A 25,740-nucleotide genomic window follows, 5' to 3' on the forward strand; every position below is an offset into this window, starting at 1 on the left:
GCCAGCATTTTGCTCGTGACCTCCTGGTCGCCTGCGGGGCCCGCACTCGGACCGCTGTTCAGACCGAGGGGGTCATCATGTCGGGTTCATCGCGCCGGTCGGCTCCGTGGATGATCGCCGCCGCGCTCGTCGCCGCGGCGCTGGTCGCGGGCGCTGCGTCCGCCGCGTCCGGCGACTCGGTTCCCGATGACCCCGCAGCGGGCGCAGCCCCCGATCCCACGCTGTCGGTCGCGCTCGCCTACGAGTTCCTCGACGCACGCGTCGACCAGTTCTGCGACGGCGACGGCCACTGCCTTCCTCGCAGCTACGAGGGCGGATTCTTCACCGACCTGCCGACCTGGGACTTCACCCCCTCGTTCGTCTACGACGACGCGCTCGTCGTGATCGCCTACACGGCACGCGGGCTGCCCGACGACATCCGCCGCGCACAGGCGATCGGGGACACCCTGCTCTTCGTGCAGGACGAGGACCCGATCGGCGACGGGCGCGTGCGCACCTCGTACGAACCGCACGGCATCCGGCAGGGCCGTGTCGAGATCACCGGACCCGGTACGTTCACCGGCAACCAGGCGTGGGTGGGCATGGCACTCACGCGGCTCTTCCATGCGACGGGGGAGCAGAGGTACCTCGACGGCGCGGTGCGGATCGCGCAGTGGATCCAGACGAACACGGCCGACATGGTCCGGGCGCCCTACGGCTACACGGGCGGTCAGCTCGAAGACGGCACCTCGCTCGTGTGGAAGTCCACCGAGCACAACAGTGACATCGCCGGATTCTTCACCCAGCTCGCCGCGCTCACCGGAGACCCTGTCTGGGCGGACCGCGCGGCCGTCGCGACGGATTTCGTCGCCGCCATGCAGAGTGCCGACGGTCACGTCGACACCGGGACTCTCCTCGATGGAAGCACGGTGAACACCCACCCCGTGCCGTTGGACTCGCAGACGTGGACCTCGCTCGCGACCGGCGACGCCCGCTACGACACGGCGCTCGACTGGACGCTCGCGAACCTCATCGCCACCGACGGCCAGTATCAGGGGCCGTCGATCAGCGACACCGACGTGTCGAAGGTGTGGTTCGAGGGCAGCGGGCACCTGGCGCTCGCGCTCAAACTGCGCGGCGCGGCGGGCGACGCCGACCGCGCGGAGGCGCTGCTCGACAGCATCCGTCTCGGACAGCGGGATGCCGCGAACGGCGACGGCAAGGGCATCGTGGCGACCTCGACCGACGGCCTGGACTCCGGCTTCGGCGACCTCTACTACGCCAGCCTGCACACCGGCGCGACCGCGTGGTATCTGCTCGCGGCCGCGGGCGACAACCCCTTCAGCCTCCCGGCCGACTGATCGGCGCTCCGCTCCCGCGGCGCCTCGGGCGGAGAACCTGCCCTGGGGAGGAGAGATCTCGAGGCTCTCTCCTCCCCTGGCTGAGGGTTCCTCCCGAACGGCGGGGAGGTCGGCTCAGCCGATGTTCGCGGTGATCTTCGCGAGATGCGCCGCCGACTCCTCCGCGGACCTGGTCCGACCGCTCACGCCGGGGCGCTCGTGCCAGGGGCGGGGCCCATCGGCCGGACGGTACTCGACCCCCGCTGCGTCCAGCCGGGCGAGGTGCTCGGTCAACCTCGGGGCGAACTCGCTGTAGTCCCGGTCTCCGCTGGACCACAGCGCCTCGGCGACGGCCGACAGGCGAGGGAACGCGCGATAGTCGAGGCCGCGCATCGAATCGATGTGCTCTGTCCAGAGGTTCGCCTGGCCGCCGAGCACGTGTCGCGCCTCGTCGGCGTCGAGCTCCGCGGGCACGGGGTCGAAGGAATAGGCCTTCTCGACCGTCGTCACGGTGCCGGTAGGGATGGGCTCCGAGTCGAGGTCGGACTCGCGATAGTCGAGGTACACCGTGTCCTCCGGGCAGGCGACCACATCGTGCCCCGAGCGGGCAGCGGTGACGGCGCCGACTTTGCCGCGCCAGGAGAGCACGGTCGCGCCGTCGGCGAGGCCGCCCTCGAGGATCTCATCCCAGCCCAGCAACTTGCGTCCGCGGGAGGCGAGGTGCTGGCCGATGCGGCTGACGAACCAGCTCTGCAGCTCCTCCTCGTCGTGCACGCCGAGCTCCCGCATCCGATCCTGGGTCCGCTCGTCCTCGATCCACTGGATCTTGGGGCACTCGTCCCCGCCGATGCAGATGTACTCCGAGGGGAACAGATCGACGATCTCGTCGAGCACGTCCGACAGGAACCGGATGGTCGACTCCTCGACGTTGAAGATCACCGGATTGATGCCCCAGAGAGTCCAGGGCGTGGTCGGCGCGCTGTCACCGACACCCAGCTCGGGATACGCGGCCACGGCCGCCTGCGCGTGGCCCGGAAGCTCGATCTCCGGAACCACGGTGATCCCGCGCGCCCCGGCGTAGGCGACGATCTCTCGGATGTCATCCTGCGTGTAGAAGCCGCCGTGCGGTCGCCCGTCCGTGGCCGATCCGTGTGCGGCACCGACCTGCGTCTCCGGGCGCCAGCCGCCGACCTCGGTGAGTCGAGGGTAGCGGGCGATCTCGACGCGCCAGCCCTGGTCGTCGGTGAGGTGCAGATGCAGGGTGTTGAGGCGGTGCATCGCCAGCAGGTCGATGAACCGCAGCACGTCGCGGGTCGGTGCGAAGTGGCGGACGACGTCGAGCATGGCTCCGCGCCAGGGGAACTTCGGGGCGTCCTGCACGTGAGTGACGGGCGTGGTCCATGCGCCGGTGGCGACGGCGGAGCGGCGGTACACCGCTGCCGGGAAGAGCTGCAGCAGCGCCTGCACGCCCCAGTGACCGCCGCGCTCGCTGGATGCCATGAGGTGTACCGACCCTGGCGTCGTCTCGAGCTCGAAGGCCTCGACGGCAAGCGTCGGATCCAGACCGAGGCGGATGCTCGCGGTGACGTCCGAGCCGGTGTCGGAGACGTTCAGCGGGAGGACGAATCCCGTGGCGGCCCGTAGCCGCTCCTGAAGTCTGAGCGCCGGCTGCACCAGATCCGGGTGCGCGGAGAGCGTCGCATCCGCGGTGAGCACGAACTCCCCCGGAGAGGTGGTCTGAGACGCGGGTCGAGGCAGAAGGGTCGGCATTGGGGCAACTCCCTGGGGATTTCGGACAGGCATGAATTAGTTGGTTACATGCCCTAATGGTTAGTAAATAAAGTGACCTAATTCGACGGGTGAAGATTCCCTGCGATAGCGAAACAATGCCGTCATAACGCTGAAACCTAACAGATCTATAAATGCCAACATAATGATTGACAACGGATATGAAACAGATGTGTACTAACTTTCACGAACGACACATCGACGTATCCGTTCGCGGTAACCCACCTACCAAGGAGAATTCAGTGGCAATCAAGAAGTCTGCGACGGCCGGTGCCATCGGCATCGTCGCCGCCCTCGCGCTCAGCGCATGTTCGGGTTCGGCCGGCGCCGGCAACGCCGGTGCTCCCAGCGACGGGAAGGTCCCCGAGGTCGACGGCGCGGGGCAGACCCTCACGGTCTGGGTCATGGACGGCGACTACACGCCCGACACTCTCGCCGAGATCAACAAGCGCTTCACAGAGGAGACCGGCGCCGAGGTGAATCTGCAGAAGCAGACCTGGGACGGGATCACCACGAAGGTCACGACGGCCCTCGCCACCGACACCCCGCCCGATGTGATCGACATGGGCAACACGCAGATCGCGAGCTATGCCGCGAACGGCGGACTGCTCGACCTCACGGCGTACAAGGACGACCTGGCACAGGGCCAGACCTGGCTCGACGGACTCGTCGACCCTGCCACGATCGACGGCAGCCTCTACGGTGTGCCCGGCTTCGCCGGTGCTCGCGCCGTGATCTACAACAAGAAGATGTGGGCGGCCGCGGGTGTGACCGGTGTCCCGACCACCTACGACGAGCTGACCGCGGCTCTCGACAAGGTCGCGGCAGCCAACGCGCAGACGCCCGACTTCTCGCCGTTCTACCTGCCGGGTCAGTACTTCTACGCAGGAATGCAGTTCGTGTGGGACGCCGGTGGGGATATCGCATCAGAGAAGGACGGCGAATGGACCTCGGGCTTCGGCTCAGATGAGGCGCTGGAAGGTCTTGAGGCATTCAAGGAGTTCCAGAACACCTACTCCACCGCGGCATCCGCGACGCTCGACACCTTCGAGCCGAACCAGGGCCAGATCTTCGCTGACGGCAAGACCTCGGCGATCCTCAACACGAATACCGGCGCGATCCTGAAGATCAACCCGGATCTCGAACCGGATCTCGGATCCTTCCCTTTCCCCGGCCTGTCTGGCGAGGCTCAGCCGGTCATGCTCGGAGGCTCGGACTGGGCGATCCCGGTGAAGTCGCAGAACTCCGATCTCGCCCTGAACTGGGTCAAGATCGCCGCCAGCCCCGAGGTGCAGAAGGACTTCGTGTTCGGCGTCGACGGGTGGATCCCCAACAGCACAGAGGGGATCGAGTTCGCGCAGGAGACGCTGGACGACGTCAAGGTGAGCTTCTTCACCGCCGCGCTCCGCTCGAAGGCCACACCGGCCAACGCGAACTGGACCACGATCGAGAGCAACAAGGACATCAACAGCCTGTTCTCCTCGGTCGCCTCGGGCTCGAAGTCCGTCGACGAGGCGGCGACCGCCTTCGACGACGCGGCCGACAAGACGCTCAACACCAAGTAGCGCACCGGATGCCGCGCGCCCACGCGTCGCGGACGCGCGGCATCCCCTCGTCCTGCAGTTCCTCGGCCCCGTGAACCGGCGGTGCCCCGACCACCCGAAAGGCGAACCCGTGGTCACCACACCCGTCGTGTCACCGCCGTCAGCGAAGACGCGAACACCTCGTCCCCCGTCCCCCCGCACTCGGCGCACGGCGAGCAGCCGTCGAAGCTCGGCCCCGTTCTGGCTCCTGACGCCGGCGGGCCTGATGATCCTCTTCGTCACCCTGCTGCCGATCGGCTTCCTCGTCTTCACGTCGTTCACGAACTACAACCAGCGGACGCTGTTCACGGGAGCCTTCGACTTCGTCGGCCTGGATCAGTACTCGGCGGTGCTGGCCGACCCGGAGTTCTGGCTGTCCCTCACGCGCACGATCATCTTCACGGCGGCGCTCGTCGTGGGCAGTGTGGCGATCGGCGCAGGGATGTCGCATCTCATGACGCGCCTGCCCTCCGGCATCCGCTATCTCACCACCGTCGTGCTGATCCTGGCCTGGGCGATGCCGAACGTCGCGTCGTCGATCGTCTGGTCGTGGCTCTTCCAGCCGCAATACGGCGTGATCAACTGGATGCTCACGCAGCTCGGCATCTTCGGAGACATGACCAGCAAGGACTGGTCTTCTGACCCGGTGCTCGCGTGGGTCTGCATCTGGCTGCTCGTCGTCTGGCAGGCCGTTCCCTTCATCGCGCTGACCCTGTACGCCGCCGAGACGCAGGTCGCGGTCGAGTTGAAGGAGGCCGCGCGACTCGACGGGGCGTCCGAATGGCGCATCTATCGAGTCGTCGTACTGCCCTCGATCGCCCCGACGATCCTGCTCGTGACGATGCTCTCCATAATCTGGGACTTCAACGTCTTCAACCAGATCTGGCTCATCTCCGAGGGCGGGCCCGACGGGGCGACGTCGACACTCGGCGTCTTCACCTACACGACGGCGTTCTCCGGCAACCTGCAGATCGGTGCGGGGTCGGCGATCGCCGTGGCCTCGACCGTCATCCTCGCGGCGCTCAGCGCCGTGTACATCCGACACCTCGTGCGGTCTGGAGAGGACCTCTGATGACCACGACGACCACCGCCCCGGCTCCCGCGGCGACCACGACCGCGACGACCGCCACCGGACGCCGGCGACGCCGCACCCCCTGGGTCAGCAGCAGCATCGCGATCCTCTTCTGCATCGTGTGGGCGTTCCCGGTGTACTGGATGATCAACACCGCGTTCAAGCCGCGGTCGGAGATGCTCAGCAGCACGCCGCACTTCCTCCCCGAGTCGCCGACCCTCGACAACTTCTTCACGGCGATCGGCAAGGGTCAGTTCCACATCTATCTGCAGAACTCCGTGATCGTCGTCACCGGTGCGGTCGTCTTCGCGATCGTCCTCGGGCTGTTCGCGGCGGCGGCGCTGTCGCGGTTCCGGTTCCGCGGACGTCGGCCCATCCTGGTGCTCATCCTCATCGTCCAGATGCTGCCGGGCACTGCGCTGCTCATCCCGCAGTTCCTGATCTTCAACTCGATGGGACTTCTGGGAACCTATTGGGGCCTGATCCTCTCGTACGTCGCGAGCGTGCTCCCGTTCTCGATCTGGGTCATGCGCGGGTTCTTCCTCGCCATCCCGATCGAGCTCGACGAGGCAGCCCGTATCGATGGCGCCACGACCTGGCAGGTGCTCACCCGCGTGCTGTTCCCGCTCGTCATGCCCGGCATCATCTCGAGCAGTGTGTTCGCGTTCATCGCCGCGTGGAACGACTACATCGTCGCCTTCACCTTCATGAAGGACCAGTCGAACTACACGCTCCCCGTGTGGTTGAACTCGTTCACGGTCTCGGTCGGCGGCGAGATGGGCACGGATTACGGCGGGCAGATGGCCGCAGCGACGCTGTTCGCGCTCCCCGTGGTGGTCTTCTTCATGATCATCCAACGCAACCTGGTGACCGGCATGTCCGCCGGCGCCGTGAAGGGCTGACCGATGTCTGCGACGAACGGCCGCGATCGGCCGAAGACGAAGGCTGTCGTCATGACCACCGCAGCGACCCTGATGATGCTGGCGGCGATCGGCGCCGGTGCGCAGCCGTCACTCGCCGCACCGCCCTCGGCGGGAACCGTGGACTGGTACGTCGCGCCCGACGGGACGGTGGACTACGAGCAGTCGGCGGCGCTGGCCTACGAGTTCCTCGACGACCGGGTCGACGAGTACTGCAGCGCAGACGGCATGTGCCTGCCGCGGAGCTACCAGGGCGGCTTCTTCACGACCCCGGACTGGGACTTCACGTCGTCGTTCCTGTACGACGACGCGCTGATCGTCATGGCATATGCGGCGAGGGGCCTTCCCGACGACATCCGTCGGGCGCAGTCGATCGGTGACGCGCTGCTGTTCGTGCAGCAGAACGACCCGGACTTCTCCGACGGGCGCACCAGGGCGTCGTATCAGCCTGCGAGCCTCAGCGCCGGTGCTGTCGAGATCGGATCCTCGGCGTCGAACACCGGCAATCAGGCGTGGGTGGGAATGGCGCTCGCGCGTCTCTTCGACGTCACCGGCGAGCGGAAGTATCTCGACGGAGCCCTGCGGCTGGCCGACTGGATCCAGCAGAACACGGCCGACACCGAGCAGGCGCCTTTCGGCTACACCGGCGGGCAGGATGCCGACGGCAACCCGTTCACGTTCAAGTCGACCGAGCACAACATCGATGTCACCGCCTTCTTCACTCAGATGTCGACGCTCACCGGTGATGCGGTGTGGGCCGACAGGGCGGCCGTCGCCGCGGGCTTCGTCGCCGCGATGCAGACCGAGGACGGCCACCTGTGGACCGGGACCCATCCGGACGGCGTATCGACGAACTACTACCCGATCCCCGAGGACCCTCAGACCTGGAGCTACCTGGCGACGCTCGACGACCGGTACGCGTCAGCGCTGGCATGGACCGTCGAGAATCTGCACGCGACCGACGGCCCGTACGCGGGGCCCGCGTTCAGCAGCGCCGATGTGTCGAAGGTCTGGTTCGAGGGCTCGGGGCAGCTGGCTCTCGCCCTGCGCACCCGCGACTCCGCCGGTGACGCGGGCTACACGCAGGAGATCCTCGCTTCGGCAGAGCTCGCGCAGCGGCAGGCCGCGAACGGCGACGGCCGAGGGATCGTCGCGTCGTCGAGCGACGGACTCGACACCGGGTTCGGCGACCTCTACTACTCGAGCCTCCACACCGGAGCGACCGCGTGGTACCTCCTCGCGGTCACGGGGTACAACCCGTTCCGCCTCGCGGTGGAATCCGAGACACCGACGGTCCCGAGCCCCGAGGGCGAAGGCATCGCGCCGACCTCCGACGCATCTGACGATGTCCTGGCCGAGAGCGGCTCCGAGGCCCCGATCATCGCGATCGGTGTCGCCGGGTTCGCGCTCCTCGTCGGAGTGACCCTGCTGCGACGACGTCATGCCGCGAGGTGATGCCGATCCCCGGGCGGGCGGGAGACAATGGGCTGTGGCCGATCTCCGCATCACGACCAAGGCGCTCCCCGAGCACAATCGCGTGCGCAATCGCGCGATGCTGCTGCAGACGCTGTTCCACGAGGGGCCGCGCAGTCGGGCGGACATCGCCCGCGGATCGGGGCTCAACAAGGTCACCGTCTCGACCATCGTCGGCGAGCTGATCGATCAGGGCATCCTCGTCGAGGCGGGTCATGCGGCGGAGGGCCGCGTGGGAAAGCCGGCAACGCTGGTCGCTCTCGACGACGACTCCCGCTCGATCATCAGCCTCGACCTCTCCGACGCGCAGTCGTTCCGGGGCGCGGTCATGAACCTGCGCGGGGAGCTGTCGCACGAGCGCCGGGTCGATGCGCTCACAGAGCGCGGCGACGACGCGATCGCGCGCGTCATCGCGATGATCGAGGAGCTGCTCGCCGAGACATCCGCTCCCGTCCTCGGGATCGGCGTCGGCAGCCCCGGCGTGGTCGACCGTGATGGCGTCGTGCGCTTCGCGCCCCATCTCGGCTGGTTCGGCGCTGACCTGCGAGGGGCTCTGAGTGCGCGCTTCGGCCTGCCGGTGCACATCGTCAACGACGCCAATGGCATGGCGCTCGCGGTGCATACCTTCCGCGAGAACGACGACGGCCGCAGCATCCTGATCCTGACCATCCAGCGCGGAGCGGGGGCGGGGCTGATCATCGGCGAGACGCTGATCGACGGCGTCGACTTCATGGCAGGCGAGATCGGCCACGTGGTGGTGGATCCGAAGCGCGACACCACGTGTCTGTGCGGGCGCCCCGGATGCCTTGACGCGATCGTCGCCGTACCGGCGCTGCGCGCGCGCCTCGACGCCGGTGAGAACCGCGACGAGGTCATGGACGATGCGGCGGATGCGCTCGCCGCTGCCGTGGCGCCGATCATCTCGATGCTGGGTGCGACCCGAATCGTGCTGGTGGGCCCCGAGGACATCCTCGACGAGGCGTTCGCGCAGCGCACCCAGCGGTGTCTGACCGATCGCACCCTGCCCTCGACGACCAGCACGATCGGCGTCGAGATCGGCTCGGACGGCGGACTGCTCGCGTTGCAGGGGCCTCTGGTCGCGGTGCTCTCGGCCGAACTGGGGATCTCGTGACGAACCGCGGCACCGAGAAGGCTCTGCCGGAGCACACGCGACAGGTCAACCGCTCGCTGATCCTGCGCACGCTCTTCCGCAGCGCCGCGATGAGTCGAGCGGATCTGGCGAGAGCGACCGGACTCACCAGGGTGAGCGTGTCGCGCATCGTCGATCACCTCGCGGCGGAGGGGGTCGTGCGCGAGAGCGGGCCGAGCCCTGAGGGCAGAGTCGGCAAGCCGAGCACCCTCATCGCGTTGAACCCCGACGCGTATCACGTGGTCACTCTCGACCTTTCGGCCTACGCCGAACTGAGCGGCGCGATCATGAACCTCGAGGGCGAGGTGGTGCATTCGACGAGCGTGCCCACCGACGGCGCCAGGGGCGCAGCGCTGGTCGACAAGGTCTGCGCGCTCGCCTCGGCGCTGGTCAAACGCTCGACCGTGCGCGTTCTCGGAGTGGGTATCGGGTCACCCGGAGTCGTGAACACCGAGGGCGTCGTCCTCGAGGCCGTGGCCTTCGACTGGCATGGGCTCGATCTCGGTGCGGCGCTCTCGGCCGCGATCTCCGTGCCCGTCCACATCGCGAACGACGCCAATGCCGCTGCTCTCGCCGCGCGCACCTACGGTCAGCCGGGCGTCGACAACCTGGCGCTCGTACGGATCGGCCAGGGCATCGGCAGCGGCGTCATCGTCGGCGGCGCGCTCGTCACCGGCGACCGCTTCACAGCAGGCGAGATCGGGCACGTGCTCGTCGACGAGGGCGGCGAGGTGTGCCGATGCGGCCGACGCGGCTGCCTCGAGGTCGTGGCAGCAGTGCCCTATGTGCGTCGCCTGCTCGCCGAGCCCGACGCGTCAGCCGACGAGATCCTGACTCGAGCAGGTCGAGCTCTCGGTCGGGTGCTCACCCCGGTCGTCGCCGCTCTCGGGCTCGAGCAGGTCGTGCTCTCCGGACCCCTCGACATCGTCGGCGGGGTGTTCCTCGACGAGACGCGCGCGGCGATCGAGCACGAGGCGCTGGCGATCGTGACCGACGACTTCGAGATCCGTGTCGCAGTGCGCGGCGATGACATCGTGCTGCTCGGGGGCACCGCGCTCGTGGTCGCGGAGGAGCTCGGCATCCGCTGAACGCGGCGGTCTGCGGATGCTCTCCGCAGACCGCTTGTGCTCTCGCTGTGCCGTGCTTACGCGGCGACGCGGGCGACTGCCGCGATCGCGCTCGTGAAGAAGTCGAGTCCGTCGACGCCCGACCGCATGGCGGCCGCGGTGTCGGGTCCGAAGCCCGCCTCGGTGGCGTGCTCGGGGTGCGGCATGAGTCCTACGACGTTGCCGGCCTCGTTGGTGAGTCCTGCGATGTCGCGCAGCGAGCCGTTCGGGTTCACACCTGCGTAGCGGAACGCGACGAGGCCTTCACCTTCGAGGCGGTCGAGCGTCTCCTCATCGGCGATGTACCCGCCGTCGGCGTTCTTCAGCGGAATCGTGATCTCCTGGCCGGTGCGGAACCGGTTGGTCCAGGCCGTGTCGGAGTTCTCGACGATGAGCTTCTGGTCGCGACGCACGAAGTGCTGGTGGTCGTTGCGGATCAGGCCGCCGGGCAGCAGGTGCGCCTCGACGAGCATCTGGAAGCCGTTGCAGATGCCCAGGATCGGCATGCCCTTGGCCGCTGCGTCCTTGACCTCGGCCATGATCGGCGAGAGTGCGGCGATCGCGCCGGCGCGCAGGTAGTCGCCGTAGCTGAAGCCGCCGGGAAGGACGAGCGCGTCGACGCCCTCGAGGTCGTGCGAGCCGTGCCAGAGGGCGACGGGCTCGGCGCCGGCGATGCGGACGGCGCGCTGCGCGTCGCGATCGTCGAGCGAGCCGGGGAAGGTGATGACGCCGATGCGCGTGGTCCCTGCCCTGGATGTCACCGTGCGACCTCGATGCCGACGACGTCTTCGATCACGGAGTTGGAGAGCACCTCGTCGGCGATACGGCGGGCCTCGGCGAGGATCTCGTCGGTGACCTCGCCCTCGACGGTGAGCTCGAAGCGCTTGCCGATGCGTACATCGGAGAAGCCCTCGACGCCCAGACGCGCGAAAGCGCCGGACACGGCCTTCCCCTGCGGGTCGAGCAGTTCGGGCTTGGGCATGACGTCGACGACGATGGTGGGCATGAACGGCTCCGGAAGTCGCGGGCGGACGGGCGTGCTCAGTCTACCGGCTCGCGACTCGCCTGATTCCCGGGCGTAGCGCCTCAGGCGTGGAAGACGGTGTGCAGGTCGCCGATGGCGTCACGGCCGCCCAGGCCGTCGATCTCGAACAGCACCGAGATGCCGACGACGTGGCTTCCCAGGCGCTCGACCAGTTCGCGGCCGGCTGCCAGGGTTCCGCCCGTGGCGAGGACGTCGTCGATGAGCAGCACGCGAGACCCTGCGGGCAGATCGTCGTGCATCTCGATCGTCGCGGTGCCGTACTCGAGGGCGTAGTCGACGGATGCCGCGGGCCGGGGCAGCTTGCCCGCCTTGCGGATCGGGATGAGGCCGACGCCTGCCGCGATCGCCGCAGCTCCGGCGAGGATGAACCCTCGGGCCTCGATGCCGGCGACGACGTCGAACTGGCCGGCGAACGGCGCGATGATCGCCTCGGTCGTGGCCTGGAGCGCTTCGGCGTCCGCCAGCAGCGGGGTGATGTCGCGGAAGATGATCCCCGCCTCCGGGTAGTCCGGGATGCTGCGGATCAGCGATGCGGCCCGGACGAGAGCGGGGGAGAGTTCGGTGTCTGGCACCGGACAAGGGTACGCCATCGCCTGGGGTTGACATTCGTGGGAGCGCTCCCATAGAGTCACTGGACAGTGCGTGGGAGCGCTCCCACGTGAATCCTCACGGAACGCGGAACACCACGCACACCCCAAGCACCACCCCGCACCACCCCGCACCACCACTGCACGACCCACCACAAAGGAGTGAACTGTGAACACACGTGCCCGCACCCGGATCCTGGCAGCAGCAGCCGCGGCATCCGTCTCCGCTCTGGCCCTCGCCGGCTGTGCCGCTCCCGGCGCAGACGGCGACGCCGGCAGCGGCGACGAGAAGGTCACGCTGACCGTCACCACGTTCGGAACCTTCGGATACGAGGACCTCTACAAGGCCTACGAGAAGGAGCACCCGAACGTCACGATCGAGGCGACCAACATCGACACCGGCGGCAACGCCCGCACCGACGCCTTCACGAAGATCGCCGCAGGCTCGGGCCTGAGCGACATCGTCGCGATCGAAGAGGGCTGGCTCGGCGCCATCATGGACGTCTCCGACACCTTCGTCGACCTGCGCGACTATGGCATCGAAGACCGCAAGGCCGACTGGGTCGACTGGAAGTACGGACAGGCGACGGATGCGGAGGGCCGCGTGATCGGCTACGGCACCGACATCGGCCCCAGCGGTATCTGCTACAACGGCGCGGCCTTCGAGGCCGCAGGCCTGCCCAGCGACCGCGAGTCGGTCGCCGAGCTCCTGAACGGCGACTGGGAGAACTACTTCGCCGTCGGCGCCGAGTACACGGCGAAGACCGGCAAGGCCTGGTACGACCACTCCGGCTTCGTCTGGAACGCCATGGTCAACCAGCTCGACGAGGGCTACTACACGACCGACGGCGAGCTGAACGTCGAGGACAACGCCGAGCTGAAGGAGCGCTTCGAACTGCTCGGAGCCGCCACCGAGGGTGGCCAGTCAGCCGCGCAGACCGCGTGGGACTGGAACGGCGGCAAGTCGTTCGTCGACGGCACCTTCGCCACCTTCGTCTGCCCGGGCTGGATGCTCGGAGTCGTGCAGGGTCAGGTCGAGGCCGGCGGCGGAGACGCCTCCACCGGCTGGGACTTCGCCGACGTCTTCCCCGGCGGCGCAGCCAACTGGGGCGGCGCGTTCCTCTCGATCCCCGAGAGCTCCGAGCACAAGGAAGCGGCGGCCGAGCTGGCCGACTGGCTGACGCAGCCCGAGCAGCAGGTCAAGCAGTCCGAGGCGGCGGGCAACTTCCCCTCGACGATCACCGCTCAGGAGACCCTGTCGTCCGAGGCCACGCCCAACGCGTTCTTCAACGATGCACCGACCGGTGCGATCCTCGCCGAGCGTGCGAAGGGCGTCGTCGCCCAGTTCAAGGGCGCCGATGACTCGGTCATCCAGGAGAACGTCTTCGGTCCGGCCCTCAGCGGACTCGACCGCGGAGACACCGACACCCAGGGCGCCTGGGATGCAGCGATCAAGCTCCTGAACGAGCTGGTCGACTGACCCAGCCGTATCCGTTCCGGCCGCAGTCCGTGCCGCACCGCCTTCGCTGGGGCGGCACGGACTGCGACCGGATCACCACGGCCGCACGGACCAGGACCAGGACCAAGGAAGAGTCATGACACTCACCCATGAGCGCTCACAGGCGACGACCGAGTCGACGAAGAGTGCGAAGAACGTGAAGACGGATGCCGCCGGCCGGCGTCCCTGGCGGCACCGCCTCTCGCGGTTCGACCAGAACGCCTCGCCGTACTTCTACATCTCGCCGTTCTTCCTGCTGTTCGGGCTGGTCGGCCTGTTCCCGCTGATCTACACGGTCTGGGTGGCCGTGCACGAGTGGGATCTGCTCAAGGGCCAGGGCGAGTTCGTCGGCGCGGGCAACTTCGTCGAGATCCTCGGTGATGCGATGTTCTGGAACTCGATCTTCAACACGCTCAGCATCTTCCTGCTGTCGGCGATCCCGCAGCTGGCGGTCGCCCTGGTGATCGCCTACCTCCTCGACCGCGGCCTGCGCGCCCCGACGTTCTGGCGCATGAGCATCCTCATCCCGTTCGTCGTCACGCCCGTGGCCGTCGCCATCATCTTCTCGAGCATCTTCAACGAGGCCGACGGTCTCGCCAACAACCTGCTGAACCTGATCGGCATCGCCGACCAGGAGTGGAAGCACAACACGGCCCTCTCGCACCTCGCGATCGCCATCATGGTGAACTTCCGCTGGACGGGCTACAACGCGCTCATCCTGCTCGCCGCGATGCAGGCCGTGCCGCGCGACCTCTACGAGTCCGCCGCGCTCGACGGTGCAGGTGCTGCCCGTCGCTTCTTCTCGATCACGATCCCCACGATCCGCCCGACGCTGATCTTCGTGATCATCACCGCGACGATCGGCGGTCTGCAGATCTTCGCGGAGCCGCGCCTGTTCGACGTCTCGACCGCCGGCGGCATCGGCGGCAGCGACCGGCAGTTCCAGACGACGGTGCTGTTCCTGTGGGAGCTCGCCTTCTTCCGCCGAGACCTCGGCGAGGCGTCCGCCGTCGCGATCCTGCTCTTCCTGCTCATCGTCGGGATCGGCATCATCAACTTCCTCGTCTCGAGGCGCATCTCCACAGGCGACGCCCCCAAGAACCGCGCCGCGCGCCGCCGCGCACGCACCGCCGCTGCCGCAGCCACGGCCGCTGCAGCCACCACGACGATCGCCACCACGACCGAGGAGAACGCGCGATGACCGCCACTCAGGCACTCAGCGTCCCCGAGAAGATCCGCAGGCGTCGCGGAGCCGTCGGCGGCAACGCCGGAATCGGAAGTCGTCCCGGCTTCCTCACCTACGGCCTGCTCGCCGCGTTCATCATCGGCAGCGTCTATCCGCTCTGGTGGTCCGTGGTCGTGGCGAGCGGCACCAACGCGACCCGCGGCGAGACCCTGCCGCTGATCCCCGGTGGCAACTTCTTCGCCAACGCCGCCAAGGTGTTCGACGCGATCCCCTTCTGGCTCGCTCTCGGAAACTCGTTCCTGATCTCGGCGATCATCACGCTCTCGGTCGTGACGTTCTCGACGCTCGCCGGCTACGCGTTCGCGAAGCTGCGCTTCAAGGGTCGCGACGGTCTGATGATCTTCGTGATCGCGACCATGGCGATCCCGACGCAGCTCGGCATCATCCCGTTGTTCATGCTGATGCGCGAGCTCGGGTGGACCGGCTCGATCGGTGCGGTCATCGTGCCGACGCTGGTCACGGCGTTCGGCGTCTTCTTCATGCGGCAGTATCTCGTCGACGTGATCCCCGACGAGCTCATCGAAGCCGCGCGCATGGACGGTGCGAACCAGTTCCGCACCTTCCTCACGGTCGGCATCCCGGCCGCCCGGCCCGCGATGGCCATCCTCGGGCTCTTCACCTTCATGACGGCCTGGACCGACTATCTCTGGCCGCTGATCGTGCTCTCCCCGCAGAACCCGACCCTGCAGACGGCGCTCAGCCAGCTGCAGTCGGGTTACTACATCGACTACTCGATCGTGCTCGCCGGAGCCGTGCTCGCGACCCTCCCGCTGCTCGTCCTGTTCGTCGTGGCCGGACGCCAGCTGGTCAGTGGCATCATGGCGGGCGCGGTGAAAGGATGACCCCTATGACCCGAGCCTTTCCCGAGAACTTCCTGTTCGGCGCCGCGACAGCGGCGTACCAGATCGAAGGGGCGGCTTTCGAAGACGGGCGCACCGCGTCGATCTGGGATGCCTTCAGCCGCGAGCCCGGTGCGGTGATCGGCGGCGACAACGGCGACGTGGCGTGCGATCACTATCACCGCTACCCGCAGGACGTCGCTCTCATGAAGGAGCTGGGGCTGCAGACCTACCGATTCTCGACGTCCTGGTCGCGGGTGCGTCCCGACGGAGGAGCCGTCAACGCCAAGGGCGTCGACTTCTACGAGCGCCTGGTCGACGAGCTCCTCGCGAACGACATCCTCCCCTGGCTGACGCTGTACCACTGGGACATGCCGCAGGCGCTGCAGGAGACCGGCGGCTGGACGAACCGCGATACGGTCGGCCGTTTCCTCGAGTACGCGGGCACCATGCACGATGCACTGGGAGACCGCGTCAACGTCTGGACCACGCTGAACGAGCCGTGGTGCTCGTCGTTCCTCTCGTACACCGGTGGCGAGCACGCGCCGGGACACACGAGCGTGGCCGAGGGCCTGCTGTCGGCGCATCACCTGCTGCTCGCGCACGGCGAGACGGTGCGCGAGCTGCGCGGACGCGACGCGAGCCTGAACCTCGGAATCACGTTGAACCACACCGTCGCCGACCCCGCCGACCCGACGAACCCGGCCGATGTGGATGCCGCTCGCCGCGTCGACGGCCAGTTCAACCGCTGGTTCCTCGACCCGATCTATCGAGGCGTGTACCCGGACGACATCATCAGGGACATCAGGGCCGTGGATGCCGACGCGGTGGCGCGGTTCACGGATGCCGTCCACGATGGCGACCTCGAGACGATCTCTCAGCGCATCGACACGCAGGGCGTGAACTACTACCACGGCGACTTCCTGTCCGGCACGGCTCCCGAGGTCCCTCCCGTCAGCGGCGGGCCCGCCACGGACCGCATCGGTCGCAGCCCCTACCCCTCGTTCGAGGGCATCCATTCCGTCGAGCGCGGGCTGCCGCGCACCGCGCAGAACTGGGAGGTGCAGCCCGAGGGGCTCACCCGCCTGCTGCAGCGGGTGTGGACGGACTACGCCGAGCCCGCGGGCACCGTGCTCTACATGACCGAGAACGGCGCCGCCTACGACGACGTCGCGGTCGTCGAAGACGGCGAGACTCGCGTGCACGACGTCGACCGCACCGAGTTCCTGCGTCTGCACCTGGGCGCGGTGCTCGATGCGGCCGAGGCCGGAGTCGACGTGCGGGGCTACTTCTACTGGTCGATGTTCGACAACTTCGAGTGGGCCTGGGGCTACGACAAGCGCTTCGGGATCGTGCGCGTGGACTACGACACCCAGGAGCGGAGTCTGAAGGACTCCGGTCGGGAGTACGCTCGCATCATCGCCGCTCGCGCTCTCTGACGCCGGGCGGCGGCACCAGGGAGCATCCGGCCTCGCCGCCGGACGGAGGGAGAGTCGTGTCACTACGAGCGACCATCGAAGAGGTGGCATCGGCCGCCGGAGTCTCGCGATCGACCGTGTCGCGCGTCGTGAACGGGTCGACGGCCGTGAGCCCCGAGGCTCTTCTCGCCGTGCAGCGGGCCATCGAGGAACTCAGTTACGTTCCGAACCGCGCGGCCCGCTCCCTCGCCTCGAAGCAGACGCACGCGATCGCGCTGATCGTGCCCGAGGACACCACCCGCTTCTTCGGCGACCCGTTCTTCGCGGCGATCGTCGCGGGCATCACCGGCGCGCTCCGCGGCTCCGACTACCTGCTCAACCTGCTCATCGCGAGCGACGACCCCGGCGACAAGATGACGAGCTTCGTGCGCAACGGCGGCGTCGACGGGGCGCTCATCGTCTCGCATCACACGAGCGACGCCTTCATCGACCGGGTCGCCGACGCCGTGCCGGTCGTCTGGGGCGGCCGCCCGGTGCGGCTTCGCGAGGGCGACTACGTGGTCGACGTCGACAACGTCGCCGGTGCCCGCACAGCGACCCAGCACCTGATCGAGACCGGACGCACCCGCATCGCGACGATCTCGGGCCCCGTCACGATGGTCTCCTCCGTCGATCGTGTGCAGGGCTTCCGCGGGGCGCTCGCCGACGCCGGCCTCTCGCCCTTCGCCGAAGAGGCGGGGGACTACAGCGAAGCCAGCGGTGCGGATGCTGCGCGCCGGATCCTCGCGACCGGACGCCCCGACGCGATCTTCGTGGCGAGTGACCTGATGGCGCGGGGAGCGCTGACGGCGTTGCGCGCCGCCGGCATCCGCGTTCCCGAAGACGTCGCGCTGGTCGGATTCGACGACTCGTCGGTGGCGCTGAGCACCGACCCGGAGCTCACGACCATGCGGCAGCCGATGTACGCGCAGGGTGAGGCGATGGCCGGCGTCCTGCTGTCGCGGCTCGCCGGGCGCGATCCTGAGCACATCACGATCCTGCCGACCGAGCTGGTCGTGCGCGCCTCGTCGTAGCCGCGCCCTCACCCCTGCACAGGGAAGGGCGACACGGATGCGGACCCGACGCCCCTCCAGGTGGGTCCGCATCCGTGGTCCTGTGCGGTCAGCCGATGCGTTGGGCCGACCGGAGTTCGATCGGCGCCGGCCAGGGCAGCATCGCCCACGGTCCGTTGCGCTTCGTCGACGTCGCTTCCTTGAAGTCGCTCCACCCGTCGCCGAACTTCGCGAACGACTCGTCGTCGAGGGTGCCGTCGCTCCAGTGCATGATGCGTCCTGCGAGGTAGCTGAGCCCGAAGTCCGCCCACGACACGAACGACGGTCGGGCCTTGATGCTGATGCGGTGGATGATCAGGCGGGCCTCGGCGACGTCGGCATACCCGAGCGCGACACCCCACGTCGTCAATGCCACGGCCTGGCCGAGGGCATAGGCGTCGAGCGTGCGGACGAAGAGGTCGGGCGTGACGACCTCCTTGCCGACGCGCTTGCGCACCTCCCGCTCGATGTGCTCGATGCCGACGACGAACGGATGCGCGTCGTGCTCGTCACCGCCGTCCGCGGCGATGGCGTCGAGCCACTCCCGAGTCGTCGGCACGCGGCCCAGAGCGGTGGCGAGATCGTTGCGGACGCCCAGGTGGAGCATCCACGCATGGCGGCGACGCCGCACGGTGCACAGGTGATCGATCATGCCGAGCCAGTCCGTTCGGGAGTGGATCCCCCACTGCTCGGCGAGCATCCGACCCTCGTCCTCGCCGAGTTCCGGTGCGGTCGGATCGTTCCACGGGCCCGACGGCACGGTGCGGATCTGGAGGTATCCCAGAGCGATCTCACTCGCTGCGGCATCGTCCGTGGAATGGCTGCTCGACGTCGTGACCCTTGGTGCAGGCAGGACCCACGAGAGGGGATGCATCGCACTCCTTCCGACGCGGCATCGACGACACGCAAAGCTTGAATAGCCGTTCAGTCAGTAATATATAGGTTTCGGAGCCTTTTTCCGAGTCGTCCAATCCTGGGGAGGTGGACATGCATGACGCGTAACGATGAAATGAATCGCGTCGCGCGGGAGCGCTCCCGCCAGGTCATCCTGCAGGCGGCGATCGACCTCTTCGCAGAACGCGGCGTCTCGGGCGCGAGCATCGCCGAGATCACGCGTCGGGCGGGGGTGGCACAGGGTTTGGCGAACTACCACTTCGGCGGCAAGGAGCAGCTGATCGCGGCCGTGCTCGACAGCTGGTTCGATGTCCTGTTCGGCATCCCCCAGGTCGAGGGGCCTGCCGATCTGCGTCTGGCCGGCATCATCGACGGCGCGCTCACGGCCACCGGATACGCGCTGCCGGTGCAGCGAGCCGTGTTCGCGATGCAGCAGCAGCCCAGTACCCACCGCCTGTACGCCGAGGCGGAAGAGCGGCATGCCGAGCAGACGAGACTCTCGGAGAACATCGTGCGCGAGATCTTCCGGGAGCGTGGAGCGGCCGACCCGCCGCTCGAGGAGATCATGCTCCGCAGCACGCTCGAGGGGATCTTCATGAAGTTCGCGGTGTACGGCGACACGTTCCCGCTCGAGGATGCGCGGCGCTGGGTGCACCGGCTCTACGGCCTGCCCGAGCCCGTGGTGCCGCTGCCGTTGCACCTCGCCCCGCGCGATCCCGACGCCAGGACCAGGGCGTCCGGAGTGCTCCGCCCCGAGCTCTGAACCACTGCACGCGATGATCCCGGATGCCGCCGCTGCAGCATCCGGGATCTGTCTCAGATTCTGGAGTTACGCGGGGTCGCCGCCCAGCGGGCCCACGGCCTCGAGCGGCTTCGGATCGTCGGCGCCGGTCTTGCGAGCGCGGGCGATGAGGTTGCCCAGGTGGTAGATCAGGAGAGCAGCGACCGTGCCGAGCACGATGCCGCCGAAGGCGAAGTCGCCGAGCTGCATCGAGAATCCGGCGATGCCGATCACGAGCGAGACGGCTGCCGTGTACTGGTTCACCGGGCGCGAGAAGTCGACCTTGCTGTCGACCCAGATCTTGATGCCGATGATGCCGATCAGTCCGTACAGCGCGGTGGTCGCGCCGCCGAGCACGCCGGCGGGGATCGAGTTGAAGACCTCGCCGACCTTCGGGGAGAACGCCAGCAGGATCGCGAAGAGACCTGCGACCCAGTAGACCGCGGTCGAGTAGACGCGGGTGGCCGCCATCACGCCGATGTTCTCGCCATAGGTCGTGGTGCCCGAACCGCCGAATCCACCGGCGATGGTCGTCGCGACGCCGTCGGCGATGAGCGCGCGACCCGTGTGCTTGTTGATCGCGGGGTCTTCGGTCATGGTCGCGACGCCGCGCACGTGGCCGACGTTCTCGGCGACCAGCACCAGGACGACGGGCAGGAACATCGCGATCGTCGACCACGTGCCGGGCTCGACGAAGTCCGGGAACTGGAACTCGGGGAGGCCCACCCAGGGAGCATCCGCGATGAGCTCTGCGGGGGTCTTGCCGCCGCGCAGAGCATTGGGCACCTCGAACGATCCGGTGAAGGCGGCGTAGATGAAGCCCACCGCGACGCCGAGGAAGATCGAGATGCGGCCGAGGAAGCCGCGGAACAAGACCGCGAACAGGATGATCGCGACGAGCGTGATGGTCGCGGTCACCGGGTCGAGCTGGAAGTTGTTCCACGCGGTGGGCGCGAGGTTGAAGCCGATCAGGGCGACGATCGCACCGGCGACGACCGGGGGCATGAGGGCGTCGACCCAGCGGAGGCCGGCGAACTGCACGACCAGACCGACCACGGTGAGCAGGATGCCGACCGCGACGACGCCGGCCAGGGCGGATCTCGTGCCACCTGCCGCGACCGCGGCGGTGATCGGCGCGATGAAGGCGAACGACGAGCCGAGGTAGCTGGGCAGCTGGTTCTTCGTGATCAGCAGGAAGATCAGCGTGCCGAGACCGCTGAAGAGCAGTGTGGTCGAGACCGGGAAGCCGGTCAGCGTCGGCACGAGGAACGTGGCGCCGAACATCGCGACGACGTGCTGGGCGCCGATCGCGATCGTGGCGGGCCAGTTCAGGCGTTCATCGGGCTTGACGACGGCGCCGGGTTCGACCGTGCGGCCGTTTCCGTGGGTCTTCCACAGGGGCATGCGGGCTCCTCAGGATCGGGGGAGGGGAGTGCTGGAGCAACACTACCGATTCCTGAGTGTTCCCTGGGTGCGGGGCTCAGGCCCCGAGACGCTCGATCAGCTCGCGGTAGCGGTCGGCGGTGCGCTCGACGATGTCGTCGGGCAGCACGGGCGGTTCGCCCTGCTTGTCCCAGTTGCCGGCCAGCCAGTCCCGCACGATCTGCTTGTCGAAGCTCGCCATGCGCTCCTTCGGCGTCGTGCCGGTGCGCCAGGCCTCGGCATCCCAGTAGCGCGACGAGTCGCTGGTGAGGACTTCGTCGGCCAGATGCAGGATGCCCTCGGCATCCGTTCCGAACTCGAACTTGGTGTCGGCGAGGATCAGCCCCTTCTCCTCAGCGATCGCGGCGGCGCGCGTATAGAGCGCGAGCGACACGTCGCGCAGCTCGGCCGCGCGGTCGGCGCCGACGAGCTCGACGGTCTGCTCGAAGGTGATGTTCTCGTCGTGCTCACCCATCGGCGCCTTGTAGGCGGGGGTGAACAGAGGCTCGGGCAGGCGGTCGCCGTTCTGCAGGCCCTCGGGCAGCGGGATGCCGCACACGGTGCCGCTCTCGGTGTACTCGGCCCATCCGGAGCCGGTGATGTAGCCGCGCACGACGCATTCGACCGGGAGCATCTCGAGCGACTGCGCGAGCATGGCACGATCGGCGACGCTTGCGGGGATCTCGCCCTCAGCGAGGTGGTTCGGAACGTCGCTCAGCTGGCTGAACCACCAGCGGCTCAGACGCGTCAGCAGCGCGCCCTTGTGAGGGATGCCGGGGGAGAGCACGAAGTCGAACGCGCTCACGCGGTCGGACGCGACCACGAGGATGCGGGTGTCGGCCGCGTCGTCCGACGCGTAGAGGTCGCGGACCTTGCCCGAGTAGATGTGGCGCCAGCCGGGGATGGTCTGCGCGTTGCTGTCCGAAGGTGTGCTCACCCGCCCATTATCCCGGTTCGCCGCGCCGGGTGTCGGCGGGGCTGTCTAGCGTGGACGTGTGACCGACGATCTCTTCACCGACCGCCTTCGGCTGTCTCGCGCTGTTCCCTCGGATCTCGACGCGCTGTTCGCCATCCAGAGCGATCCGCGCGTGTGGACGCACTACCCCAGCCTGAGGCACACCGACCCCGCTCAGACCGTCGAGATGATGCATCGCTGGGATCGCAGCTGGACGGAAGCCGGTCTCGGATCCTGGGTCGCCCGTCTACGAGACACCGGCGAGGTCGTCGGCAACGGCGGGTGCACCTTGCTCGGCGGAGAGGTGTGGAACGTCGGCTACCGCATCGCCGCCGATCGCCACGGTCAGGGCCTGGCGACCGAGCTGGCGCGGGCGGGGGTCGAAGCGGCGAGGGAGATCGACCCCGAGCGCCCCGTGATCGCCTACCTCGTCGAGCACAACCACGCCTCTGCTCGCGTCGCCGAGAAGCTGGGTCTCGAACTCGTGCACCGAGCGCCCGATGTGGGCAATCCCGACCCGGCGGTCGTGCGCGTCGTATACGCGGATCGATCGCTCACACCCGAGCAGCTCGCAGCCGCGCTGCGGTAGCGCGTCGCCTCGCCGCCATCCACGTTGCCGTGACCGGGGAACAGGCGTATAGTCCACGTGGACTATTTGAGGTGGAGCACGTGACGAAGGACCTTGCCGAGCGATTGACCCCCATGGGGGTGATGGTGCTCGCGCTGCTGCGCGAGGGCGACATGCATCCCTATGAGATGGTGCGCCTTATGCGCTCCCGCCGCGACGAACGCCTGCTGACCATCACGAACGGCACCCTCTATCACACGGTCGGCCGACTGCAGCGGGAGGGGCTGATCGACGAGGTCGGCATCGACCGCGAAGGCAACCGCCCCGAGCGCACCACCTACACGCTCACGGATGCCGGAACAGAAGCCCTGGTCGACTGGCTGCGGCGGGAGCTCTCAGTCATCGACCGGCCCGCCGAGTTCCGCATCGCGCTGTCCGAGGCGCACAACCTCGAACGCGCAGACGTCATCGAGTGCCTCGGTGCGCGACGGGTGGCGCTCGACGAGGCGCACGTCATGCACCGCGACGGACTGGTCGGCGCGCGCGCCAAGGCCGTGCCCGAGCAGGTGCTCGTCGAGTTCGAGCGCCAGGAGGTGCTGCTCGAAGCCGAGCTGCGCTGGCTCGACTCGCTCATCGACCGCCTCGATGCCGAGGAATTCCCCTGGGGGCCGACGGCTTTCGAGAACACAGACCGCTACCTCGCTCAGCGAAAGGCTGCACAGCAATGACCGATTCCTCCTCGACGGGACGCCCGCCCGTGGCATCCTCGTCGTCAGGCCCCTCGACCGGCACGTTCGCCGCGGGGCACCGACCCGCGAGCCCCTGGCCCGCCCTCTGGGCGCTCGTCATCGGCTTCTTCATGATCCTCGTCGACACGACGATCGTCTCGGTCGCGAACCCCGCGATCAAGGCCGCCCTCGACCCGACGACCAACAACCTCGACAACGTGGTGTGGGTCACCAGTGCCTACCTGCTCGCGTACGCCGTGCCGCTGCTGATCACCGGCCGCCTCGGTGACAGGTTCGGGCCGAAGAACATCTACCTCATCGGTCTGGCCATCTTCACTCTCGCGTCGCTCTGGTGCGGCCTGTCGAACTCGCTCGAGATGCTGATCGCGGCCCGTGCCGTGCAGGGTCTCGGTGCTGCGTTCATGACGCCGCAGACGATGGCCGTGATCACGCGCACGTTCCCGCCCGAGCGCCGTGGCGCGGCCATGGGGCTGTGGGGTGCGACGGCGGGCGTCGCGACCCTCGTCGGCCCGCTCGTCGGCGGTCTGCTCGTCGACGGCTCCGGCTGGGAGTGGATCTTCTTCGTCAACCTCCCGGTCGGCATCGTCGCGTTCGTGCTGGCATGGCGGCTCGTGCCGAAGCTGCAGACCAGCCCGCACCGCTTCGACATCCTCGGTGTGATACTCAGTGCCGTCGCGCTCTTCCTCATCGTCTTCGGGCTGCAGGAGGGCGAGAAGTTCGACTGGGGTGTCATCTGGGGGCCCATCTCGGTGTGGAGCCTGATCATCGTCGGCCTCGTCGTGCTCGCGCTGTTCATCGTGCAGCAGGCGCGCACCCGCAGTGAGGCGCTCGTGCCTCTCGCGCTCTTCCGCGATCGCAACTTCTCGGGAGCCAACGTCGCGATCGCCGCGGTCGGCTTCACGGTGACGAGCATGTCGCTGCCGATGATGTTCTTCCTGCAGACGGCTCGTGGGCTCACCCCGACCGAGGCGGCGCTGCTGCTCATCCCGATGGCTGTGCTGTCGGGTGTGCTGGCTCCGTTCGCCGGCAAGCTGCTCGACCGTGTCGACCCGCGCATCATCCTGATCCCGGGTCTGCTGTGCGTCGTCGTCGCCCTGATCTGGTACTCGGCTCTCATCAACATGGACACCCCGATCTGGATGTTCCTGCTGCCCTCGGCCCTGATGGGTGTCGGCAACGCGGGCATGTGGGGTCCGCTCGCGACGACGGCGACCCGCAAGCTGCCTCCGCGCCAGGCCGGTGCCGGCGCCGGCATCTACAACACCACCCGGACGATCGGATCCGTCATCGGCTCGGCATCCATCGCCGCGTTCATGCAGTCGCGTCTCGAGGCGAACCTTCCGGGTCTCTCCGATGCTCCGTCGGGTATCAGCGGCGGCGGATCGCTGCCGCCGCAGGTCGCCGAGGGCTTCGCGGCCGGCATGTCGCAGGCGATCCTGCTCCCGGCCTGCGTGATGGTCGTCGCCCTGGTCGCCTCGCTGTTCCTCGGCCGCTACGACAAGGCGGATGCCGCGGCATCCGCACCGGCGGAGGCATCCGCGCCCGCGGCCTGACCCACGCCTGACCACGAGCCGGGTCTTCTGCACGATCGCGCGGAGGGCCCGGCTCTTCCCGGTTTGCGACGGCCACGCCGGTGTGATGTCATCGGGCGATGACGATCGAGCTCACGAGGCCCACCACCGACCTGTTCGACTCCTGGGCGGCGGCCGTCGCCGAATTCGGTGACGGGCACGTCGACGGGTCGGGTCTCCAGGCACCCGTCACCCCGGACCGGGCGACGCTCGACGCTCTGATCGAGAAGTCGACGCTTCTCTCCGACACCTCAGCAGAGCTGCCGGAGGATGCCGTGCACAACGACCTGTACTGGGTCGTGGATGACGGCGAGGTCGTCGGGTTCCTCTCGTTCCGGCATGAACTCAACGACTACCTGCGTGAGGTGGGAGGCCACATCGGCTATGCCGTGCGGGAATCACGTCGACGTCAGGGCTACGCGTCGGCTGCTCTGCGCCTCGGCCTCGACCGCGCGCGCGAGATCGGACTCGACCGCGTGATGGTCACGTGCGACGACGACAACGTCGGCTCCTTCCGCACGATCGAGGGTGCGGGAGGCGTGCTGCAGGACGTCAGCGACCAGTCGGCCCGCGGCCACGCGATGCTGCGCCGGTACTGGATCACGCTGTAGCGGGGAGCCTGCGCGGGCCCTCGGAACACGGCGACACGCCGTCGCCGGTTAGGG

At 68.1% G+C, this 25,740-nt stretch carries 24 protein-coding genes; 17 read left to right on the forward strand and 7 right to left on the reverse strand.

The genetic code is table 11. The annotated features are described in order from the left end of the window. Positions 1-77: 77 nt before the first annotated feature. Entirely contained in the window at positions 78-1,340 is a 1,263-nt protein-coding gene (locus OD997_RS14610) for a hypothetical protein (RefSeq protein WP_434332223.1), read from the forward strand. A 114-nt stretch (positions 1,341-1,454) separates the two neighbouring features. Here OD997_RS14610 and OD997_RS14615 read toward each other — a convergent pair whose 3' ends face one another. Beyond that, positions 1,455-3,089 (reverse strand): beta-N-acetylhexosaminidase, encoded by a 1,635-nt coding sequence (locus tag OD997_RS14615; protein WP_434332224.1) that lies wholly within the window; start codon positions 3,087-3,089, stop codon positions 1,455-1,457. Positions 3,090-3,349: 260 nt separating this feature from the next. On the opposite strand from OD997_RS14615, the gene OD997_RS14620 reads away from it, so the two are divergent. The 6 genes from OD997_RS14620 to OD997_RS14645 all read left to right on the forward strand — a co-directional run bounded on the left by OD997_RS14620 (position 3,350) and on the right by OD997_RS14645 (position 10,393). Beyond that, positions 3,350-4,672 carry an extracellular solute-binding protein gene (locus OD997_RS14620; RefSeq protein WP_434332225.1) on the forward strand — a complete coding sequence of 441 codons (1,323 nt, stop codon included), beginning with the start codon at positions 3,350-3,352 and terminating at the stop codon, positions 4,670-4,672. A gap of 244 nt (positions 4,673-4,916) precedes the next feature. Beyond that, positions 4,917-5,762 (forward strand): carbohydrate ABC transporter permease, encoded by an 846-nt coding sequence (locus tag OD997_RS14625; RefSeq protein ID WP_434332226.1) that lies wholly within the window; start codon positions 4,917-4,919, stop codon positions 5,760-5,762. Next, the gene (locus OD997_RS14630) at positions 5,762-6,664 is read left to right on the forward strand and encodes a carbohydrate ABC transporter permease (RefSeq protein ID WP_434332227.1); all 903 of its coding nucleotides are present in this window, start codon (positions 5,762-5,764) and stop codon (positions 6,662-6,664) included. The genes OD997_RS14625 and OD997_RS14630 overlap by 1 nt, the downstream gene beginning before the upstream one ends. Before the next feature lie 51 nt (positions 6,665-6,715). Then, positions 6,716-8,137 carry a hypothetical protein gene (locus tag OD997_RS14635; RefSeq protein ID WP_434332228.1) on the forward strand — a complete coding sequence of 474 codons (1,422 nt, stop codon included), beginning with the start codon at positions 6,716-6,718 and terminating at the stop codon, positions 8,135-8,137. Between the two features lie 34 nt (positions 8,138-8,171). Beyond that, positions 8,172-9,287 (forward strand): ROK family transcriptional regulator, encoded by a 1,116-nt coding sequence (locus OD997_RS14640; protein ID WP_434332229.1) that lies wholly within the window; start codon positions 8,172-8,174, stop codon positions 9,285-9,287. Further along, positions 9,284-10,393: an ROK family protein gene (locus tag OD997_RS14645; protein ID WP_434332230.1), complete on the forward strand. Its 1,110-nt coding sequence runs from the start codon at positions 9,284-9,286 to the stop codon at positions 10,391-10,393. Before OD997_RS14640 ends, OD997_RS14645 begins: the two co-directional genes overlap by 4 nt. A 56-nt stretch (positions 10,394-10,449) precedes the next feature. Here the strand turns inward: OD997_RS14645 and purQ are convergent, their stop codons facing one another. From purQ to OD997_RS14660, 3 genes are all read right to left on the reverse strand, one after another. Next, entirely contained in the window at positions 10,450-11,172 is a 723-nt protein-coding gene (gene purQ / locus OD997_RS14650; protein WP_434332231.1) for a phosphoribosylformylglycinamidine synthase subunit PurQ, read from the reverse strand. Beyond that, the gene (purS, locus tag OD997_RS14655) at positions 11,169-11,417 is read right to left on the reverse strand and encodes a phosphoribosylformylglycinamidine synthase subunit PurS (RefSeq protein ID WP_434332232.1); all 249 of its coding nucleotides are present in this window, start codon (positions 11,415-11,417) and stop codon (positions 11,169-11,171) included. Before purS ends, purQ begins: the two co-directional genes overlap by 4 nt. Before the next feature lie 80 nt (positions 11,418-11,497). Beyond that, entirely contained in the window at positions 11,498-12,028 is a 531-nt protein-coding gene (locus OD997_RS14660) for an adenine phosphoribosyltransferase (protein ID WP_434332233.1), read from the reverse strand. Positions 12,029-12,212: 184 nt separating this feature from the next. Between OD997_RS14660 and OD997_RS14665 the strand changes: the two genes are divergently transcribed. The 5 genes from OD997_RS14665 (at position 12,213) to OD997_RS14685 (ending at position 18,117) form a co-directional block, all read left to right on the forward strand. Beyond that, on the forward strand, positions 12,213-13,523 hold the full coding sequence (locus OD997_RS14665; RefSeq protein WP_434332234.1) for an ABC transporter substrate-binding protein: 1,311 nt from the start codon (positions 12,213-12,215) through the stop codon (positions 13,521-13,523). Between the two features lie 115 nt (positions 13,524-13,638). After that, positions 13,639-14,742 carry a carbohydrate ABC transporter permease gene (locus tag OD997_RS14670; protein ID WP_434332235.1) on the forward strand — a complete coding sequence of 368 codons (1,104 nt, stop codon included), beginning with the start codon at positions 13,639-13,641 and terminating at the stop codon, positions 14,740-14,742. Then, positions 14,739-15,629 carry a carbohydrate ABC transporter permease gene (locus tag OD997_RS14675; RefSeq protein WP_056310182.1) on the forward strand — a complete coding sequence of 297 codons (891 nt, stop codon included), beginning with the start codon at positions 14,739-14,741 and terminating at the stop codon, positions 15,627-15,629. Before OD997_RS14670 ends, OD997_RS14675 begins: the two co-directional genes overlap by 4 nt. A gap of 5 nt (positions 15,630-15,634) precedes the next feature. Further along, positions 15,635-17,065 (forward strand): glycoside hydrolase family 1 protein, encoded by a 1,431-nt coding sequence (locus tag OD997_RS14680; RefSeq protein ID WP_434332236.1) that lies wholly within the window; start codon positions 15,635-15,637, stop codon positions 17,063-17,065. A gap of 56 nt (positions 17,066-17,121) precedes the next feature. Continuing rightward, on the forward strand, positions 17,122-18,117 hold the full coding sequence (locus OD997_RS14685; protein WP_434332237.1) for a LacI family DNA-binding transcriptional regulator: 996 nt from the start codon (positions 17,122-17,124) through the stop codon (positions 18,115-18,117). An 88-nt stretch (positions 18,118-18,205) separates the two neighbouring features. Here OD997_RS14685 and OD997_RS14690 read toward each other — a convergent pair whose 3' ends face one another. After that, positions 18,206-19,009 (reverse strand): DUF1266 domain-containing protein, encoded by an 804-nt coding sequence (locus OD997_RS14690; protein ID WP_434332238.1) that lies wholly within the window; start codon positions 19,007-19,009, stop codon positions 18,206-18,208. A gap of 117 nt (positions 19,010-19,126) precedes the next feature. Here OD997_RS14690 and OD997_RS14695 point away from each other — a divergent pair, with 117 nt between their 5' ends. Beyond that, positions 19,127-19,792, forward strand: a complete 666-nt coding sequence (locus OD997_RS14695; RefSeq protein WP_434332239.1) for a TetR/AcrR family transcriptional regulator — start codon at positions 19,127-19,129, stop codon at positions 19,790-19,792. A gap of 66 nt (positions 19,793-19,858) precedes the next feature. Here the strand turns inward: OD997_RS14695 and OD997_RS14700 are convergent, their stop codons facing one another. Together OD997_RS14700 and OD997_RS14705 are read right to left on the reverse strand one after the other, a co-directional pair. Next, positions 19,859-21,214 (reverse strand): uracil-xanthine permease family protein, encoded by a 1,356-nt coding sequence (locus tag OD997_RS14700; protein ID WP_434332240.1) that lies wholly within the window; start codon positions 21,212-21,214, stop codon positions 19,859-19,861. Between the two features lie 76 nt (positions 21,215-21,290). Then, on the reverse strand, positions 21,291-22,169 hold the full coding sequence (locus OD997_RS14705; RefSeq protein WP_434332241.1) for a phosphoribosylaminoimidazolesuccinocarboxamide synthase: 879 nt from the start codon (positions 22,167-22,169) through the stop codon (positions 21,291-21,293). 58 nt (positions 22,170-22,227) lie between these two features. On the opposite strand from OD997_RS14705, the gene OD997_RS14710 reads away from it, so the two are divergent. The 4 genes from OD997_RS14710 to OD997_RS14725 all read left to right on the forward strand — a co-directional run bounded on the left by OD997_RS14710 (position 22,228) and on the right by OD997_RS14725 (position 25,686). Next, the gene (locus OD997_RS14710) at positions 22,228-22,776 is read left to right on the forward strand and encodes a GNAT family N-acetyltransferase (RefSeq protein WP_434332242.1); all 549 of its coding nucleotides are present in this window, start codon (positions 22,228-22,230) and stop codon (positions 22,774-22,776) included. A gap of 80 nt (positions 22,777-22,856) precedes the next feature. Beyond that, a complete protein-coding gene (locus OD997_RS14715; RefSeq protein ID WP_434332243.1) occupies positions 22,857-23,483 on the forward strand; it encodes a PadR family transcriptional regulator in 627 nt (208 codons plus the stop codon). After that, positions 23,480-25,057, forward strand: coding sequence for a DHA2 family efflux MFS transporter permease subunit (locus tag OD997_RS14720; RefSeq protein WP_434332244.1), 1,578 nt, complete (start codon positions 23,480-23,482; stop codon positions 25,055-25,057). The genes OD997_RS14715 and OD997_RS14720 overlap by 4 nt, the downstream gene beginning before the upstream one ends. A 98-nt stretch (positions 25,058-25,155) precedes the next feature. Next, positions 25,156-25,686: a GNAT family N-acetyltransferase gene (locus OD997_RS14725; RefSeq protein ID WP_434332245.1), complete on the forward strand. Its 531-nt coding sequence runs from the start codon at positions 25,156-25,158 to the stop codon at positions 25,684-25,686. Positions 25,687-25,740 lie beyond the last annotated feature (54 nt).

The organism is Microbacterium sp. CGR1, assembly GCF_051062835.1.
Lineage (GTDB): Bacteria > Actinomycetota > Actinomycetes > Actinomycetales > Microbacteriaceae > Microbacterium.

Excerpts from the sequence above, each read along its gene's own strand:
- OD997_RS14700 (WP_434332240.1), bottom strand. The coding sequence starts at position 21,214 with ATGCCCCTGTGGAAGACCCACGGAAACGGCCGCACGGTCGAACCCGGC.
- OD997_RS14610 (WP_434332223.1), top strand. The coding sequence starts at position 78 with ATGTCGGGTTCATCGCGCCGGTCGGCTCCGTGGATGATCGCCGCCGCG.
- purS (WP_434332232.1), bottom strand. The coding sequence starts at position 11,417 with ATGCCCACCATCGTCGTCGACGTCATGCCCAAGCCCGAACTGCTCGAC.
- OD997_RS14625 (WP_434332226.1), top strand. The coding sequence starts at position 4,917 with ATGATCCTCTTCGTCACCCTGCTGCCGATCGGCTTCCTCGTCTTCACG.
- OD997_RS14675 (WP_056310182.1), top strand. The coding sequence starts at position 14,739 with ATGACCGCCACTCAGGCACTCAGCGTCCCCGAGAAGATCCGCAGGCGT.
- OD997_RS14725 (WP_434332245.1), top strand. The coding sequence starts at position 25,156 with ATGACGATCGAGCTCACGAGGCCCACCACCGACCTGTTCGACTCCTGG.
- OD997_RS14695 (WP_434332239.1), top strand. The coding sequence starts at position 19,127 with ATGACGCGTAACGATGAAATGAATCGCGTCGCGCGGGAGCGCTCCCGC.
- OD997_RS14670 (WP_434332235.1), top strand. The coding sequence starts at position 13,639 with ATGACACTCACCCATGAGCGCTCACAGGCGACGACCGAGTCGACGAAG.
- OD997_RS14680 (WP_434332236.1), top strand. The coding sequence starts at position 15,635 with ATGACCCGAGCCTTTCCCGAGAACTTCCTGTTCGGCGCCGCGACAGCG.
- OD997_RS14690 (WP_434332238.1), bottom strand. The coding sequence starts at position 19,009 with ATGCATCCCCTCTCGTGGGTCCTGCCTGCACCAAGGGTCACGACGTCG.
- OD997_RS14720 (WP_434332244.1), top strand. The coding sequence starts at position 23,480 with ATGACCGATTCCTCCTCGACGGGACGCCCGCCCGTGGCATCCTCGTCG.
- OD997_RS14630 (WP_434332227.1), top strand. The coding sequence starts at position 5,762 with ATGACCACGACGACCACCGCCCCGGCTCCCGCGGCGACCACGACCGCG.
- OD997_RS14635 (WP_434332228.1), top strand. The coding sequence starts at position 6,716 with ATGACCACCGCAGCGACCCTGATGATGCTGGCGGCGATCGGCGCCGGT.
- OD997_RS14615 (WP_434332224.1), bottom strand. The coding sequence starts at position 3,089 with ATGCCGACCCTTCTGCCTCGACCCGCGTCTCAGACCACCTCTCCGGGG.